Source organism: Tardiphaga sp., from assembly GCF_025356345.1.
GTDB lineage: Bacteria > Pseudomonadota > Alphaproteobacteria > Rhizobiales > Xanthobacteraceae > Tardiphaga.
Window position 1 is genome coordinate 1 of sequence record NZ_JANXTC010000337.1, and the last position, 15,604, is coordinate 15,604.

The 15,604-nt window shown below is 61.0% G+C and carries 16 protein-coding genes and 1 tRNA gene; 6 read left to right on the forward strand and 11 right to left on the reverse strand.

Annotation, left to right across the window (positions count from 1 at the left end; all coding sequences use genetic code 11):
• The 3 genes from Q0S16_RS20525 to Q0S16_RS20535 form a co-directional block, all read left to right on the forward strand.
• Positions 1 to 385: Maf family protein (locus Q0S16_RS20525; protein ID WP_295852292.1), on the forward strand; the 385-nt coding region annotated here is incomplete at its 5' end.
• Entirely contained in the window at positions 375 to 560 is a 186-nt protein-coding gene (gene yacG, locus Q0S16_RS20530) for a DNA gyrase inhibitor YacG (RefSeq protein ID WP_295852295.1), read from the forward strand. The genes Q0S16_RS20525 and yacG, both read left to right, overlap by 11 nt.
• Before the next feature lie 172 nt (positions 561 to 732).
• Positions 733 to 808 (forward strand) — tRNA-Phe (locus Q0S16_RS20535).
• Between the two features lie 58 nt (positions 809 to 866).
• Here Q0S16_RS20535 and Q0S16_RS20540 read toward each other — a convergent pair.
• The 3 genes from Q0S16_RS20540 to Q0S16_RS20550 are packed head-to-tail and all read right to left on the reverse strand — an operon-like array spanning position 867 to position 3,994.
• On the reverse strand, positions 867 to 1,928 hold the full coding sequence (locus Q0S16_RS20540; RefSeq protein ID WP_295852298.1) for a phosphotransferase family protein: 1,062 nt from the start codon (positions 1,926 to 1,928) through the stop codon (positions 867 to 869).
• A gap of 9 nt (positions 1,929 to 1,937) precedes the next feature.
• On the reverse strand, positions 1,938 to 3,224 hold the full coding sequence (locus tag Q0S16_RS20545) for an acyl-CoA dehydrogenase family protein (protein WP_295852301.1): 1,287 nt from the start codon (positions 3,222 to 3,224) through the stop codon (positions 1,938 to 1,940).
• Between the two features lie 35 nt (positions 3,225 to 3,259).
• Positions 3,260 to 3,994 (reverse strand): SDR family oxidoreductase, encoded by a 735-nt coding sequence (locus tag Q0S16_RS20550; protein WP_295852304.1) that lies wholly within the window; start codon positions 3,992 to 3,994, stop codon positions 3,260 to 3,262.
• A gap of 83 nt (positions 3,995 to 4,077) precedes the next feature.
• On the opposite strand from Q0S16_RS20550, the gene Q0S16_RS20555 reads away from it, so the two are divergent.
• Both Q0S16_RS20555 and Q0S16_RS20560 read left to right on the forward strand, forming a co-directional pair.
• The gene (locus tag Q0S16_RS20555) at positions 4,078 to 4,809 is read left to right on the forward strand and encodes a helix-turn-helix domain-containing protein (protein WP_295852307.1); all 732 of its coding nucleotides are present in this window, start codon (positions 4,078 to 4,080) and stop codon (positions 4,807 to 4,809) included.
• Positions 4,810 to 4,870: 61 nt separating this feature from the next.
• Complete coding sequence (locus Q0S16_RS20560) at positions 4,871 to 6,091, forward strand: ABC transporter substrate-binding protein (RefSeq protein ID WP_295852335.1); 1,221 nt, start codon at positions 4,871 to 4,873, stop codon at positions 6,089 to 6,091.
• A 63-nt stretch (positions 6,092 to 6,154) separates the two neighbouring features.
• On the opposite strand, the gene Q0S16_RS20565 is transcribed toward Q0S16_RS20560, so the two are convergent.
• The 4 genes from Q0S16_RS20565 to Q0S16_RS20580 are packed head-to-tail and all read right to left on the reverse strand — an operon-like array spanning position 6,155 to position 9,824.
• Complete coding sequence (locus tag Q0S16_RS20565) at positions 6,155 to 6,550, reverse strand: hypothetical protein (RefSeq protein WP_295852311.1); 396 nt, start codon at positions 6,548 to 6,550, stop codon at positions 6,155 to 6,157.
• Between the two features lie 8 nt (positions 6,551 to 6,558).
• Complete coding sequence (locus Q0S16_RS20570) at positions 6,559 to 7,752, reverse strand: glycosyltransferase family 4 protein (protein ID WP_295852313.1); 1,194 nt, start codon at positions 7,750 to 7,752, stop codon at positions 6,559 to 6,561.
• A gap of 9 nt (positions 7,753 to 7,761) precedes the next feature.
• The gene (locus tag Q0S16_RS20575) at positions 7,762 to 9,024 is read right to left on the reverse strand and encodes a glycosyltransferase (RefSeq protein ID WP_295852316.1); all 1,263 of its coding nucleotides are present in this window, start codon (positions 9,022 to 9,024) and stop codon (positions 7,762 to 7,764) included.
• Positions 9,025 to 9,032: 8 nt separating this feature from the next.
• Entirely contained in the window at positions 9,033 to 9,824 is a 792-nt protein-coding gene (locus Q0S16_RS20580; protein ID WP_295852318.1) for a WecB/TagA/CpsF family glycosyltransferase, read from the reverse strand.
• 186 nt (positions 9,825 to 10,010) lie between these two features.
• On the opposite strand from Q0S16_RS20580, the gene Q0S16_RS20585 reads away from it, so the two are divergent.
• On the forward strand, positions 10,011 to 11,105 hold the full coding sequence (locus tag Q0S16_RS20585) for an endo-1,4-beta-xylanase (protein ID WP_295852320.1): 1,095 nt from the start codon (positions 10,011 to 10,013) through the stop codon (positions 11,103 to 11,105).
• A gap of 13 nt (positions 11,106 to 11,118) precedes the next feature.
• Here the strand turns inward: Q0S16_RS20585 and Q0S16_RS20590 are convergent, their stop codons facing one another.
• The 4 genes from Q0S16_RS20590 to Q0S16_RS20605 are packed head-to-tail and all read right to left on the reverse strand — an operon-like array spanning position 11,119 to position 15,576.
• Positions 11,119 to 12,558: a lipopolysaccharide biosynthesis protein gene (locus Q0S16_RS20590; RefSeq protein ID WP_295852323.1), complete on the reverse strand. Its 1,440-nt coding sequence runs from the start codon at positions 12,556 to 12,558 to the stop codon at positions 11,119 to 11,121.
• A 2-nt stretch (positions 12,559 to 12,560) separates the two neighbouring features.
• Positions 12,561 to 13,610, reverse strand: coding sequence for an acyltransferase (locus Q0S16_RS20595; protein ID WP_366517851.1), 1,050 nt, complete (start codon positions 13,608 to 13,610; stop codon positions 12,561 to 12,563).
• Positions 13,607 to 14,722 carry an acyltransferase gene (locus Q0S16_RS20600; RefSeq protein ID WP_295852328.1) on the reverse strand — a complete coding sequence of 372 codons (1,116 nt, stop codon included), beginning with the start codon at positions 14,720 to 14,722 and terminating at the stop codon, positions 13,607 to 13,609. The genes Q0S16_RS20595 and Q0S16_RS20600 overlap by 4 nt, the downstream gene beginning before the upstream one ends.
• Positions 14,723 to 14,775: 53 nt before the next feature.
• Positions 14,776 to 15,576: a glycosyltransferase family 4 protein gene (locus tag Q0S16_RS20605; protein WP_295852331.1), complete on the reverse strand. Its 801-nt coding sequence runs from the start codon at positions 15,574 to 15,576 to the stop codon at positions 14,776 to 14,778.
• Positions 15,577 to 15,604 lie beyond the last annotated feature (28 nt).

The window sequence follows — 15,604 nt, forward strand, 5'->3', positions numbered from 1 at the left end:
CGTGGTCGCGGTGGGCCGCCGCATCCTGCCCAAGGCGGAGCTGGTCGACGAGGCCTCTCAGTGCCTGCGGCTGCTGTCCGGCCGAAACCATCGCGTCTATACGGCGATCTGCATCGTCACCCCCAAGGAGAGCTTCCGGCAGCGCCTGATCGAGACCAAGGTCCGCTTCAAGCGGCTCAGCGAGGAAGATATCCAGACCTATATCGGCTCCGGCGAGTGGCGCGGCAAAGCCGGCGGCTACGCGGTGCAGGGCATCGCCGGCACCTTCGTGGTCAAGATGGTCGGCTCCTACACCAATATCGTCGGCCTGCCGCTGTACGAGACGATATCGCTGCTGGGGGGCGAAGGTTTCCCGATTCGCTTTGGCTGGTTGAATGCCAGTTAAGCCGCCAGCCCCCGTGACCGCGAAGCCGAGGCCGTGTCCGATCTGCGACAAGCCCTCGGTCGCCGAATCAAAACCGTTCTGTTCGGAACGCTGCCGCGACGTCGACCTGAACCGCTGGCTGTCGAATTCCTATTCGATTCCCGGCAAACCTACCGACGATGAAGACGCCGAATAGGAAATCTGCGCCGGATGCGGTCCGCGAACGGGGGGCATCCCGCCTGAAAAGCCGTGGATTCCCATTGTTTTGCGAGAAAAATTCGCGGTCCCATCTATCTGCATCGGGCGGGTGGACAGCGCCGGCCAGCGTGACTATAAACCGGCGCTCCCCGGACTTTATCCGGGGCGATGCCCAGGTAGCTCAGTTGGTAGAGCATGCGACTGAAAATCGCAGTGTCGGTGGTTCGATCCCGCCCCTGGGCACCATTTTATTGAAGATGCTTTCCCCTCAATAAGTTAAACCCCGTCAGCGCGTGGCTCGCGATCATCGGACGACTATGCCGCGTTCAATCCAGCCGAGCGCACGCTGGAACAGCTTGATGCATGAGCGATGCAGCCGTTCGCCGGTCGCGGGGGCAGCCAGGCCTGCGCAGGCGCGCGCATAGGTGCCTTCCAGGATCAGCCCCAGCTTGTAGCAGGCGAGCACGCCGTACCAGGGCAGTTGTGAGCAATCGCGCGACGAATTCGCCGCGTAATGCGACATCAGCTCTTCGATGCGAGGGAAGTCGTTCCACGGACTGATGCCAATCTCCGACGTGGTGTGACCGTGTTCGTCCGGCCAGGTCGCCATGATCCAGCCCATGTCCAGCAAAGGGTCGCCGATCGTGCATAATTCCCAATCGACGATGGCGGCGAGTTCGGCGCTGTCGGGGCGGTACATCACATTGGCAAGGTGATAGTCGCCATGCAGAATGCCGGGCTGCAGGAGCTTTGGCCGGTTCTCTGTCAGCCAGTTCGCCACCACATCAATGCCGGGGATTGCCGACGGCCCCGGCCACTCCTTGTAGTCATGATAGCTTTCCAGCAAGGCGTGCCAGCGCGACACCTGGCGCTCGAGGAAGCCATCGCTCTTGCCAAAATCCGCCAGGCCGACCGCGATGTGATCGACCCGCGACAAAGCGAGCGCCCCGTCGACCAGCGCAAAGCCCATGCGGCCACGGATCGCGGCGTCGCTCGCGTGACGTGCCGGCAGCGCCACGGTCGCATTGAAGCCGTCGATGGTCTCCATCAGGTAGAACGCGGCGCCGATCACGTCGGTGTCGCTGCATGCGGCGATCAGCTGCGGATGTGGCACGTTCGTCGATGCCAGCGCGCCCAGCACCCGCGCCTCGCGCCGGTTGGTGGCGTTGCCATCCCCGCGCGGATGCGCCGGCGAACGCCGCAACACATAGGCCCGACCGTCGCGCACAAAGCGCAGCAATACGTTCTGCGTTCCGCCCGCCAGCGGCGTGACAGCTTCGAGCGCGCCGTGGCCGAGCGACTGTCCATCCATCCATTGCCGCAACGCGTCGAGATCGACGAGCGACTGCCATGCTTCCTCGCTCATGCCGGCGCCTCAATCCGCGTCGTGGCCCGGCACGATGTCCGGATAACGCTCGCGCGCCCGCTCGCGGACCCGCGGCAGGTGATAGGCCGGGAACAGCGCATCGGTCGGTCGATAGCCACGCAGCACCTGCTTGGCGACGGTAACCTTGTGCACCTCGGTCGGGCCATCGGCGAGCCCTAGAAAATAAGAATCGATCACCTGCTGCGCGAATGGCATTTCGCGCGACAGCCCGATCGAGCCGTGCAGATGCAGCGCGCGCCCGGCGATGTTGTGCAGCACCATCGGCATCGCCGCCTTCACCGCCGCGATGTCCTTCAACACCTTCTTGTAGTCCTGATGCTTGTCGATCAGCCACGCCGTGCGCAGTACCAGCAGGCGAAACTGCTCCAGCTCGATCCAGGAATCCGCGATCTTTTCCTGCACGGTCTGCTTCTCGGCAAGGACTTCGCCCTTGGTTCGTCGCGACAGCACGCGCTCGCACATCGCGTCGAAGGCCGACCGCGCCGAGGCGATGGTGCGCATGGCATGATGGACACGGCCGCCGCCGAGACGCACCTGCGAGACCAGGAATCCGCCGCCTTCCTCACCCAGCATCGCATCCGTCGCCACTTCGACATTCTCGAAACGCATATAAGCGTGGGAATCGATGTGGTCGCCATAGCCGGCGTTGCGCAGGATCGACAATCCCGGCGCGCCGGCCGGCACGATGAACATCGAGCACCGCGATGCCAGTGGCGCTTCCGGATCGGTCACAACCATCACGATGAAGAATGCCGCATAGCGCGCATTGGAGGCGAACCACTTCTCACCGTCGATCCGCCAGCCGGTGGCTGTCCGCGTCGCGCGCGTCGTGAACACGCCGGGATCGGCCCCGCCCTGCGGTTCGGTCATCGCGAAACACGACACGATCTCATTGTTCAGGAGTGGCCGTAGATACTGCTTCTTCTGCGCTTCGGTACCATATTGCGCGAGGATCTCGGCATTGCCGGAATCCGGTGCCTGGCAACCGAACACGGTGGGTCCGTAGACCGAACGGCCGATGATTTCGTTGAGCAGCGCGAGCTTGACCTGCCCGTAGCCTTGCCCGCCGAGTTCCGGCCCGAGATGGCAGGCCCATAATTTCTGCGCCTTGACCCTGGCCTGCAGCGGACGCACCGCCTTGTTGCGGGCATCATCCCCGGTGTCGTAGGGACTGCCGAGCAGATGGTCGAGCGGCAGCACCTCGGCCGCGATGAAATGCGCCACCCAATCGAGCTGCTTCTGATAGTCCGGATCGGTTTCAAAATCCCAGGCCATGGCGGTTCTCGCTCTGTTGATGCGACAAGGAATGATTAGAGGATCAGCCCGCCATCGACGATGATGCTTTGCCCGACGATGTAGGACGCCAGCGGTGACGCCAGAAACAGCGCAGCGCCAGCCATGTCGGCGGGCGTGCCGAGGCGCCTCAGCGGAATGTTCGCGATGGCCGCGTCCAGCCGCTTGGGATTGTTCGTCGTCACCCTGGTGAGCTTGGTATCGACCAGACCCGGCGCGATGCCGTTGACGCGGATGCCATCCTCGGCCCAGGCTTCGCCGAGCGTGCGGACCAGGCCCACGGCGCCGGTCTTCGACGCGTTGTAGGACGGATTTCCCTTGGTCGAATGGAACGCCGCCGTTGACGACACGATGATGAAGGAGCCGGCGCTGGCCTTGAGCATCGGATGAAACTTGATGCCGCACGCCATCAGGCTCATCAGGTTCACCTCCATGACCTGACGGAATCCTTCCATCGCGAATTCGGCGCGCTTGTAGAGTACGGTGCCTTGCGCCAGCACCAGAATATCAAGCGTTTCGAACGCCGGCTCAAGCGCCTCGATCTCGGCAGAGTTGCTCACATCGAGCCTGGCGTAATGCAGATCCGTCAGGTCAGAGCCTTCCTGGCTATTGTAGTCCGCCGCGGATGCCCTGGTGCCATAGACATGAACATTGGCACCCTTGCGATGAAAGGCGCGGGCAATACCGTTGCCGATCCCGCTCGATCCACCGATGACGAGCACGGTCTTGCCGCCAAAATCCAGTTCACTCACTGGCGCTCTCCCTGACATTGCGAAATTAGGTCATTCGCTTAAAGCATTTGACCTAACTTGGACTCCGTGACAGGTTTGTCAATATGGCGGATGCAAGCACAAGAGACCTGCTGAAAATCGCAGCGCGGCGATTGTTTGCGCATCGCGGCTATGACGGCGTGAGCGTGCGCGACATTGTGCTTGCCGCAAAGCAGCGTAACTCGGGCTCGCTGCATTACTATTTCGGCACCAAGGACGAGTTGGCGCGCGAACTCGTCGCAGACGGTGCGCGGCTGATCGACGATCGTCGCAATCGCGCCCTGGACGAGATTGAAGCGCGCGGCGGCCCGCGCCACCTGCGCCAGATCATTGAATGCCTGGTGTGGCCGTCCACCGATCTCGCAGGCGACGGCAAGCATCCGCCGAAGGAGGATACCTATATCCGCTTCATTACCATGCTGCAGATGAGCCATCGGCGGATGTTTCTGGATGCGCTGGAAGGCAAGTGGGCATCCGGGTACGAGCGTGCGCTAGGGCATATTCGCCGGTTTCTGCAGGATATCGATCCTGAACTGGTCAATCAGCGGCTTATGCTGATGTCGATGTATCTGCGGGTTGCGATGTCGTCGCGTGAAGCTGCCCTCGAAGGCGGCAAGCCGCATCGCGTCTGGAGCGCGGAAGCGACGATGGAGAATCTCATCGATACCATTGAAGGCATGCTGAAGCCTAAGCCGTCGAAGGCGACCATGGATGCGCTGGCACGACATAAGCCAAACGGCAGGTTGGCCCGCCGCGCCAAGATGGCGGGCTACCGGGAGGATCTGCAAGCGATCTGAATTTTCTGCAACGGCACGCAACACAGAGTGCGGCCATATCAAATCAAAGGGGAGTTACGCCATGACCACTCGTCACGCACTCGCCGCTGCCGGCGCCTTGATGCTGGTCGCGAGCCATTCCGCCGACGCGCAGAAGCAATACGGCCCCGGCGCGAGCGACACCGAAGTCAAGATTGGTCAGACGATGCCCTATAGCGGGCCAGCCTCGGCCTATGGCACGCAGGGACGGATCGAGGAAGCCTATTACGCGATGATCAATGCCAAAGGCGGCGTCAACGGCCGGAAGATCACCATGATCTCGTTGGACGACGCGTATTCTCCGCCCAAGACCGTCGAGCAGACCCGGCGCCTCGTCGAACAGGATGAGGTTCTGGCCATCGTCGGCACCATCGGGACGCCGACCAACTCTGCCACGCAGAAATATCTCAACCTGAAAAAGGTGCCGCAGCTGTTCATCTCGACCGGCGCGGCGAAATGGGATGATCCAAAGAATTTTCCATGGACCACGCAGCTTTACCCACCCTACCAGATGGAGGGCATGATTTTTGCGAAATATCTGCTGAAAAACAGACCTAACGCCAGACTTGGCGTTTTTTCGCAGAATGACGATGCAGGAAAGGACTATGTCAAAGGGCTGAAGGACGGTCTCGGCGAGAGCGCGAGGACCATGATCGTCAAGGAAGTGACCTATGAGGTCTCAGAGCCCACGATCGATTCGCAGATTGTTACACTCAAGGCCGCGGGCGTTGACACGCTGTTCACCATGGCGACGCCGAAATTTGGCGCGCAGGCGATACGCAAGGTCCATGAACTTGGCTGGAAGCCGCTGAACTTCGTCGTCAGCGTCTCGTCATCCATCAAGGGGGTGATGGAGCCCGCCGGACTCGAAGCGTCGAAGGACGTGCTCACCGCGCTGGCCTTCAAAGTGCCGACTGACCCGAACTGGGAGAGCGCGGCCGATGTCAAGGAATTCAAGGAGTTCCTTGCAAAATGGTATCCGCGCGGCGACATCGCCGATGGCAGCAATGTCACCGGTTATATCTCAGCCTATATGACCGCGAAGATCATCGAGATGTGCGGCGACAATCTCAGCCGCGACAACCTGCTGAAGCAGGCAACCACCTTGAACAAGGTGGTCGCACCTCTGTTGCTGCCCGGCATCTCGATCTCCACGCGTCCGGATCGCTATGCGCCCTATACTCAAATGCAGATCGCGAAGTTCGACGGCCGGAGCTGGGTGCCTGAGGGGCCAATCTTTAATACGGAAGCTCCTGGAGAATGAGTGGCGCCGGAGCGCTTCTGGTCGCCAGGCCGGCGATACGTCACTGATTTGGCTAATTCCGTCTCAGTCAATGCCCTTTATCTTTCGGCAGGATGTTGAGGTGTTCGACGACATCCGGATGACTCCGGATATGGACCTCGTTGATGCCAGCTCCTTGCGGGTCAGGAAGCGCAACGTGGCGCGCGGGTAGTTATTGCAGAATTGCGAAAGCGTTGCCGCCGTGGCCGACAGGCTATCCTGCTTCGGAGACACGGCAATGCCGCCATCCCTGAGAATATAGGCGTCCTTGACATTCGCCATGCTGGAGGTCGCCATGCAGGTCTTGAACAATTGCTCGTAGGCCTGTGGTGGCATCGGCAAATCCCCCGCCAGGCCGCCGAGGAGATACTCGCGGCTTTTCGCGCAGTTCTCGGCCTGCGCGGTACCGCTCATCAGCACTACGAGCAGCAGCGCGGACAAAGCATATCTCATGCGGTGATCTTCATGGTTTCATCCAGTGGACGGACTGCCCTGTGGTTAACGGCTTCGCGGGGAAGCCCATAGGTCTCGGCCGCACAGCGTTCCCATGAAAGGGCGCGTGCGTGTGTGGTGGCTCCTGCTGCGAGCACTTCCCGCATTCTTGTATCTTGCGCGAGTTTCGTGATCGCTTCTGCAATGGCGATGACATTTGGGGCCACCAGCAAGCCACTGGAATCAGCGATAACGGCGTCGGGCACGCCGCCAATCTCCGTGGCGACGCAGGGAAGTCCACAGGCCGCGGCTTCCAGATAGACCAGGCCGAAGCCTTCGACACGTCCCGATGGATCCGGAGCGGCGGTCAGGCAGAAAAAGTCGGCGGCGTTGTAGATGTCGCGGATCGCCTCGTCAGGAAGCGCGCCAAGCAGGCGCACATCGCAATCCGTTACGCCGACGATGCTTCGCAGCGCGTTGACATAGTCGGCTTCGCCGTCCGGACCGATGACCAGCCAGGTGATGCGCTTGCGCAGCTCCTCGGGGAGAGTATTGAGCGCGGCGAGGGTCAGATGGTGGCCCTTTCGTCGCGTGATCCGTGCCACGCTCACGATGATGATGCGTTCCTCGGCGATGCCAAGCACCCTGCGGGTTTCGGCGCGGAGCCGGCCTTTGCGGAACCAAAAATCGGCGACCCCCAGGGATACCGCCTTGGTCCGTCGTGACTGGGCGGGGAAATTCCGGGTAAACAGATCCCGTGTGTAGCTGCTGTTAGCGACGATTTCGGTTCGCCCGGCGAATGCGCCGGACGTCCAGATGGCGAGACGCTTGAGAGGGGTCTGCACCTCATTGATTTCCGTGCCGTGCACCGTCATCAGCAGTCGCGCGCTCGTCAGTCCCCGCGCCAGTGCCACGGGGATGAAAAACGGCCAATCGGCACTATGGATTATGTCGTATTTTCCCGCACGGATCATCTCTCGCGCCAACGCGATCTTGGCCGGAACGTCCCGCGACGAATGCAGGCCTCCATGGAAGCGCCGAACCGGGAACGGCAATGTGTCATCGTCGTTCGCGGCGTTCGCCATATAGGCCGGCGCCGCCACGGTGACATTGGCGCCGAGAGCCGTCGCGGCGGTGGCCATCTCACGCGCATAGGTGCCGATTCCTCCCTGCGCAGGGGAGAACTCACTGGTCAGCATCAGAATGTTCAATGGGTACCTCTAGGCCTGGGAAGCAGCGATCATGAAGCGCGAGTTCTGGATGTCCTTGTGATAGCGATAGACGCGGGCCAGCTGCGTGTTCGGCGTAAAGTCTGAGATCGATTCCGCGATCACCTCGGGCGTCATACGACTCGCTTTGATGTCGTCGCGAACCTCGATGAATCGCTGAGCGAGCGCTTCAGCGATATCGTCGGTAGTACCATGTCGGGGTACGAGGAAGCCGCTGACCCCATCATGGATCACAGGCACCAGCTGCGGCAGATGAACCGCCACCACCGGACGTCCGACTGCCAGAATCTCAAGGACGCAACGTGGCATGCCCTCGAACTCCGACGTCAGAATGCCGGCGTGGGCTGATGCGAGGGTCGCGGCCATGCCGGCCGCGTCCTTGAAACCGTGCCGGACGGTGATGTCTTCGATGGCGGCGAATTCGGCGAAGCGGTGCGGATCGCTGGTGCCTATGTAATGAAACTCGACCTCTCCGTTCAGGCGAGCCCGCAGCCGTGCGATCGCCTTGAACATCAGCGGCGGGTCCTTGAACTCATCGAGCCGTCCGGCGAACACGATTCGAAACGGCTCAGCCATGGCGGGGAACGACTTCGGTTTGAAAATATCGGTGTTGACCCACGTCCACAGCGTGTCGATCTTCTGTTTGTTGCCTGGATAGGTCTTCTGCAGTCGCTCTGTGATGAACGGATTAACGCAGAGAAATCGCTCGCTCATGGAGACGGCAAAGCGCTCCCCCATATTGTGAACAAACGAGTATTTTCGCAGCAGCGAGTCCATCTGCATCTTCGGCGCGCCCTCGCCGTGCAGCATCTGGACGAATGGCAGTCGCAACAATGTTGGAAGCCACGAAAATTCGACGCGACGCAGATCAATCGAGCAGCGACGGCGGCGGATGATCCTGGCGATCGGCCCGAAATAGCGAAGCAATGCGACAAAGAACTGGCCGGTCAGCGAGGATCGGATGGTCCGCGCGGCTTCGCGCGCCTGATCATCCGAATATTGCAGGATCGGAAGAAAATCGAAGGTCCTGCCGCGGAATGTGAGCTTGTGAATTTTGCCAAGCGGCAGGTCGCCCACCGAATCAACGCCGATGAACAGCAAATCGGTGTCGGCGGGATGGAAGGTAATGAAGTCCCGGATGTAGGTCTCCAGACCTCCCACCTTTTCGCCGCGCGGGTCGAAAGGATGAATGAGGCAGATCTGATATCGTTCTGGAGCGTGGCTGATATTTCGCGCGCGTTGCGCCAGCGTCAAGGTGGAGATCATGCTGCCTTCCTCATCCGGGCGTCGAGTATCTGTGGCATGCTGCGCGCAACCAGCTGCGGCACGGTTCCGATACACCGCGCATAGCGCGGTCCGAGCCGCCTCGGGCTCTTCATCATGCGCCACGCCCATTCGAGTCCGTAGCGCTGCGAAAATCCCGGTGCGCGCGTCTGCGTGCCGGCAATGAAATCGAGCGCCGCGCCGATGCACAGCATGCCGGTGCCGGTGAGTTCGTCCAGGCAGCGGGCCGCGAACAGTTCCTGCCGAGGCGCGCCCAGCGCCACAAAACATATCTTCGCGCCGGATCGACGAATACGGTCGATGGCGATATCGGCTTCGCCGGAATAGGGTTCGAAGTGCTGTCCCGGGGCGAGGCAGCCGACGATGTCCAGCGATTTATATCGACGACGCAGGCGTTGCGACGCCATCGTGAGCGTCGATTCGTTCGAGCCGAGCAGAAACACGGGCAGTCCATTGTTGCCAGCTTCCCGGCACACCGGTTCTACCAGATCCGCGCCGGTCGTCCTGTCGATATGTGAGCCAACCAGACGACTGAGCGCAACGATCGGAAAGCCGTCGGCTGTCACAAACCGCGCGCGGCGATAGGCATTCAAAAATTCGGGGTGGTGTTGAAGCTTGTCGACATGGTCCAGATTTAGCGTGCAGACACTGAAATTATCGCCATGCTGCGCGGCGTCAACGATGGACGAGACGGCTTCCGGAAGCGAATGAACGTTGATCGCAATTCCATCAACCGTGAGGTCAGGTGATAGCGTGTGGTGCGTTTTCAATGTCGATCTCCGATATCATGTGATCGAGTGTGCTGAATGAAATCCAGCAATAGTTCCATTGTGGCGGACGCGAAGGCGTTGCTGATGAATCGGTAGCAACTTCGCCATCAAATCGATCTATTGCGACGCAACGATGGTGATCTCATCACAGCGATGCCGCAATGCACTAACAGATCGGATTCAGCGATGAAGAGATTTTCACGAAGAGCAGCGCTTGCGATACTTGTGGGAACGGCGGCTGCATCTGGAACTCGCGCAATCGCTGCACCAGCGCGGAGCCTCGGCGCGATAGCAGCTTCAAATGGTGTGGTATTTGGTGCCGCGGCCGGGCCGGTGATCGACAAGGACGTCGCCTATCGCGAGCTGTACACGACGCACGCACGAATTGTTACAACTGACATTGCGCTGAAGATCGGTACGATCGCCGGACAGCCGGGTCCGAAACGTTTTGATAGTGCTGACCGGTTGCTAAAATTCTGTGCAGCAAACAACATTCCGATGCGTGGCCACTGCCTGATCTGGAATGAATGGGTTCCACAATGGATCAGGAGCATGAGCACCTCGGAGCGACAAATATTCTTCGATCGCTATATCGACGATGTTGTCGGACGCTATGCAGGGCAGTTGCATTCCTGGGATATTGTCAACGAGCCGTTCTGGCCGGGACATAAGGCGCCTGGGGGCTATCGGCTTGGTCCCTGGTATGACGCCTTTGGCCCCGGCTACGTTCAGCGCGCTTTCGCGCGGGCGGCAATGGCCGACAGTAAAACGAAATTCGTCCTCAACGAGGCGCAGACCGAGCGCGATGACGAGGTCGGGCTCGCGGTGCGCGCGGGGATGCTGCGACTCGTCGACGAGCTGCAGCACGCTGGCGTGCCGCTGCATGCGGTCGGGCTGCAGGGCCATCTGCAACCGCGCTACCCACACAATCCCGAGCGCTTTGCCGAATTTGTTCACGCCCTCGCCGAGCGCAAGGTCGAGATCTACATCACCGAATTCGACGTCCGCGACGACACATTTCCCGACGATATCGCAGCACGCGATGCCATGGTGGCGGACACAGCCGAAAAATTCCTCGACAACGTCCTGCGAATTCCGGCGGTGAAGACGGTAATCGCTTGGCAGTTGGCCGACAATTATTCGTTTTATACGGATGCCGCCCGAAAGAAGGATCCGTTGGCCCAGCGTCTGCCACGGCCGCTGCCGTTCGACTCGGAGATGCAGAAGAAGCCACTGTGGTCGGCCATGGCCCGTGCATTCCAGAATGTGAAGAAGGCATGACCAGGCCCGGTCTTCACGTCGCTGGCGTTGTCATCCGGGATCGAATCATTCGGGTCAGCGTTCGCGCATAGAGCAGACCCAGTACCCCGATATACAGCGCGCCCCCGGCCGCGATATGCATCGCAAGCCCAAGCGACGACCGGGCTTCGGGGAATTCGTAAAGCAGGCCGGCCATCGCCAGATTTGCCACGGCGATTCGCAGCAGATGCCCGATCGGCAGCGTCAGGCCAAATTTGGCGAAGCCAATCGAGAAGCTTACGGCTGCCGCGGCCGCTGCCGACAGTGCGGTGGCGCCAGCCGCGCCGATCAGGCCCCAATAGCGAATGCAGACGACGCTGAGCAATACCGTCATGGTGGCGTCGATGGCAGCAATGATAATCATCAGTCGGGTGCGGCTGTGCAGCAGGAAGACCTGATCGCCGAAATGGGCACGCAGATTGCGGATCGAGCCCGCCAGCATCGAGAGCGGCAGTACGGCCAGCGTCACCGCCTGGAACGGCACCGCGATCAGCAGGTGGACGATTTCGGCGCGAAGCATGAAGATGCCCAGGATGCTGGGGGCGAGAATGGCGATCAACAGGGCACTATTGTCGGCAAGCTGGCGCATCGCGGCCTTGCTGCCACCCTGTTCCATATGCTTCACCGCGAGCGGAAAAGCGGCCGCTGTCACCAGCATGGCCGCAACGGCCGCGGCCCGCTGGCCGAGACCGTAACCGACCGCGAACAGGCCGGCGGCGGCGACGCCCTGAAGATGGTTGACGATGAAGCGTGACGCGTTGAGGCCGACCCAGCCGAGCGCTCCGCCGATGATCAGCGGAATGCCGTACCGCAAGGCATGGTCGATGATCTCGCGATCGACCGGCCAGAACTTCCGTCCATGGCCGATCACCGGCAGAACGACCAGCGCTGCGACCAGCTGGGCAATGGCATAGCCCGCGAGCGGCCATGCTGCGGATGCGCCGAACGTCTTGATGAAGACGAGGCCGACCAAAAAGCCCACGGCTGGCCCAAGGATCTGCTGGATGGAATAGACGCCGATCTGCTGGCGGACGCGGGCGCGCTCGCCGATATACAGGTTGAGCGACCGCGTGACGACGTAAGCCAGAGTGGCGACAAGCAACCAGGCGTCCGCATCCGGCGCAATCACCAGCTGCAGCACGCCGATCATGAAGATGCTTTGCAGGATGACGGACAGCAGCAGGATGGTGTTTTCGGTGCGGTAGAAGCGCGCGGCGCTGTGCGAATCCTGGTAGCGACCAAAGAACCGCAATGCATATTGCGACCACCAGGCCAGGAAGCCGATCTGCAACAATTCATGCGTGGCGGTGACCAGCGTGATGATGCCAAGCGTGTGTTCGTCGACCACATGGGTCCAGACGACCATGGCGACCAGTTGGAACAGTGGCCCGATAATCTGTGCCGGTAAATAGAGAAGGGTCTGTCGAAGCAGCATGGTCAGGCTCCGAGCCATTGGGCGAGTCGAAACGGGGCATACTTCCGGACGGCCATTAACGCAGCGATGCTGATCGCTATCGTCACAGTTGCGGTGATCGCGGCATCCGCGAGCGCACCAAAATGCCAAAAAGCGAGGTGATCGCGCAGCACCATCACGATGAAGATGTGCCAGAGATAGATGAAGTAGCTCCCCGATCCCAGCGTGGCGAACCATGGCGACTGGACGTTGATGGCGAATAATACGGAACAGAGCAACGCGGCATAGAAGAAGAAGGCGATGGAATCATAGGCTGCTGCATCCCCGATCTGGAAGTATCGTGCCGCCGCATAGGCCACGTAGAACAACAGCATGGCAGCGGCCAGTGGTGCTCGCATCGATGTCAGCGCAGCCCGGACGCCGGGCATCGCCACCAGACCGCCGAAGGCTGCAAAGCCGAACCAGAACGGAATGTCGCGCAGGCGGAATTCTTCGACCAGCGAGACGGAAACACCAAAATTGAACAGCAGGGGATCGAGATAGCTTCCAACCATGAGGCCGACCATCATCGCCAGTGTCAGGCGCATGGCAAGTCGGGCCTGCGACGGCGGTATGCCATCGCGAGAAGGCCGTAACACGAGCCACAGCAGAGCCGTGCAGCCGGCATAGACGAAGACATAATAATACACGAACACGTAAGCCAGAATGAACCGCGCGCCGGTCGCCATGAGACGGTGATCCATCGCCGGATTATGCTGCGCCATATAGAAATAGGCCGCAACAAACGCGATGGCATAGGGAATCAGAATGGCCTTGAATCGCCGTGCCAGGGGCACGCGGCCGGATAGCACCGAGAGATATCCGGAAACGAACAGGAAGATGGGCACGCAGGGACGCAGCGCGGCGTCGACCGAGATTTCCCAGGACGCCATTAGCGGCTGATGCAGCGAGTGGATGCCGATCACCATCAGAATCGCAATACCACGCATGGTGTCGATGACGCTGTCGCGCCCTACGACCGTGGCGCTGGAATTCGCGAGCTGCGCCGGTGAAATCTCCGCGGTCATTGTCATCGCCGGGATTCCGTCGTAGCTGCGACAGCGGCGACCTTTGGTCCTCCGAGATGGCGATCATAGAGATCATTCAGGTAGCGCCGCATCGGCGTTTCGAACCAGCGCAGCGAAAGCTGGCTTGCGACGGCTAGCAGCACGATCGCTACGGGGACGAGCGCCATCCGACCACCCGGCAGGTGTGGCGCAAGGTAACGCGCGCCGAAGGTCAGAACGACGGTCGCGATGGGGATGTGCAGCATGTAACAGGAATAGGTCAGCGAAGACCAGCGGTCGAAACGCAGCCTCGTCAAGACGGTGCCGCGGCACGCGCAGTCGCACTGGATGGCTGCGGCGGCAATGACGTAGATGACGAGCAGGTTCAACATTTCCGGAAGCCAGGATCCCAGTAAAACGAAGGCGCCGAGCATCGTCACTAGGGCGCCTGGGACCACCGGCCAGCGTGCGATGTAATCGCGAAACAGGTAGCAGGCGATGCCGAGATTGAACGCCGGGAGCGCGCGGAATGCGCCGCCTTGGTTGATCCAGTCCGCCCATGAACCGTTGCCGGTGAGATAGGCGTAAAGGCTGTTGCCGAGCGCTGGGAGAACCACGAGTGCGAGAACGACGGCTCTGTTCTTTGTCGCGGCCACGGCCACAAGGGGGAACAGCAGATAGCAGAACATTTCCGCCGATAGTGACCAGCTCGGGAAATTGAAGGTCAGACGCGCGCCGTCAAAGGCGTGCAGCAGCAGCAACTGCACAGGCAGGTCGGAGAGCGGATAGCGCGCCGGATTATCGGTTCTGGCGACGTCGAAATACAACGCCAGCGCGATGACGACGTAGAATGCGAGCGTCGCCAGATGCAGCGGATAGATTCGCGCCAGGCGGCGCCAGACGAAACGACGAACCGAGAGGAAATCCCTGACCTTGCCGAGATATTGGCTGGCGATAACGAAGCCGGACACCACAAAGAACAGGTCGACGAACAGGTTGAAATGCCAGCTGTGGTCAACCAGCCAGTGCCCGGCCGGCTCGTCTTTCAGGTAATCCGAATAATGCAGCACCACGACGGCGCAGGCGGCGATGATCCGCAGCGCGTCGAGGTTTGGCGTGGTGTTGGCTCTGTCCTGCAAGCATTTGTCCCGGCTGGAATTCTGGTGGGTCGACTATCGAATTGACGTCTGCGCTACGGCATGTCGCTCCGGCAAGATGGCGTGGCCGACGGATGGCGGCCGGAAAGCCTGGCGATCAGCTCGATCACGGCGGCGCGGTCCGAGGCCGCGAGCCGGTTCCAGCGCCGCAGATTGTCGGCGGCCAGCGATACAAATCGCTGGCGCCACCCCGCGGATGACAGGGCGGCCACGGTCTGCTCGGCGGCGCGGGGCGGATCTGTCGGCGTGATGAAGAGTCCGGACTCGCCCAGCACTTCATGGAATACCGGCGCGTCCGGCGCGATGATCGGCAAGCCACCATATTGTGCTTCAAGGAGCGGCAGGCCGAGGCCTTCGTCATGCGACGTGCAGATGAAGAAATCCGCGGCGTCGAGTATGGCCCGAACCTGCCCGGCCGGCTGATAGCCGTGCAGGGTGACGCCGTGGCTGCCTTGAAGCTGCTGCCAGTGGCCCCCCCAGCCCTGTCGTCCGAGGATGTCGAGGGTCGCGTCGGGGAAGCCCCGACTATGAAGGGATGCAAGAATGCTTGCCGCTGCCACGAAATTCTTCCGCGGCTCGACTGTTCCGAGCGCGACAAGCCGCAGGGGGCGCGGTCGCGCGTCGCGCCCGGCGCGCCGTGCGGACCCGAGATCGAATACATTGCGGATGGGCGGTCGATACAGCGTGATCTCGGCGTCAGGGCGGCAGTGTACGGATAATTTGCGCCGTGTGTCGCTGGAATTCGTCAGGAACCGCGGATAGTTCCGCAGCACCTGTTTAAATGGAGCGGCCATATAAAGTCGCGCGCGCGCGTTGAGATCAGCCCGGCGCGACAACAGGAAGTCGTCATGGATGTAAGGCAGC

Coding starts and splice junctions, on each gene's coding strand:
- yacG (WP_295852295.1), top strand. CDS start 375: ATGCCAGTTAAGCCGCCAGCCCCCGTGACCGCGAAGCCGAGGCCGTGT.
- Q0S16_RS20540 (WP_295852298.1), bottom strand. CDS start 1,928: ATGAGCGAGGAAGCATGGCAGTCGCTCGTCGATCTCGACGCGTTGCGG.
- Q0S16_RS20545 (WP_295852301.1), bottom strand. CDS start 3,224: ATGGCCTGGGATTTTGAAACCGATCCGGACTATCAGAAGCAGCTCGAT.
- Q0S16_RS20555 (WP_295852307.1), top strand. CDS start 4,078: ATGGCGGATGCAAGCACAAGAGACCTGCTGAAAATCGCAGCGCGGCGA.
- Q0S16_RS20560 (WP_295852335.1), top strand. CDS start 4,871: ATGACCACTCGTCACGCACTCGCCGCTGCCGGCGCCTTGATGCTGGTC.
- Q0S16_RS20585 (WP_295852320.1), top strand. CDS start 10,011: ATGAAGAGATTTTCACGAAGAGCAGCGCTTGCGATACTTGTGGGAACG.
- Q0S16_RS20590 (WP_295852323.1), bottom strand. CDS start 12,558: ATGCTGCTTCGACAGACCCTTCTCTATTTACCGGCACAGATTATCGGG.
- Q0S16_RS20595 (WP_366517851.1), bottom strand. CDS start 13,610: ATGACAATGACCGCGGAGATTTCACCGGCGCAGCTCGCGAATTCCAGC.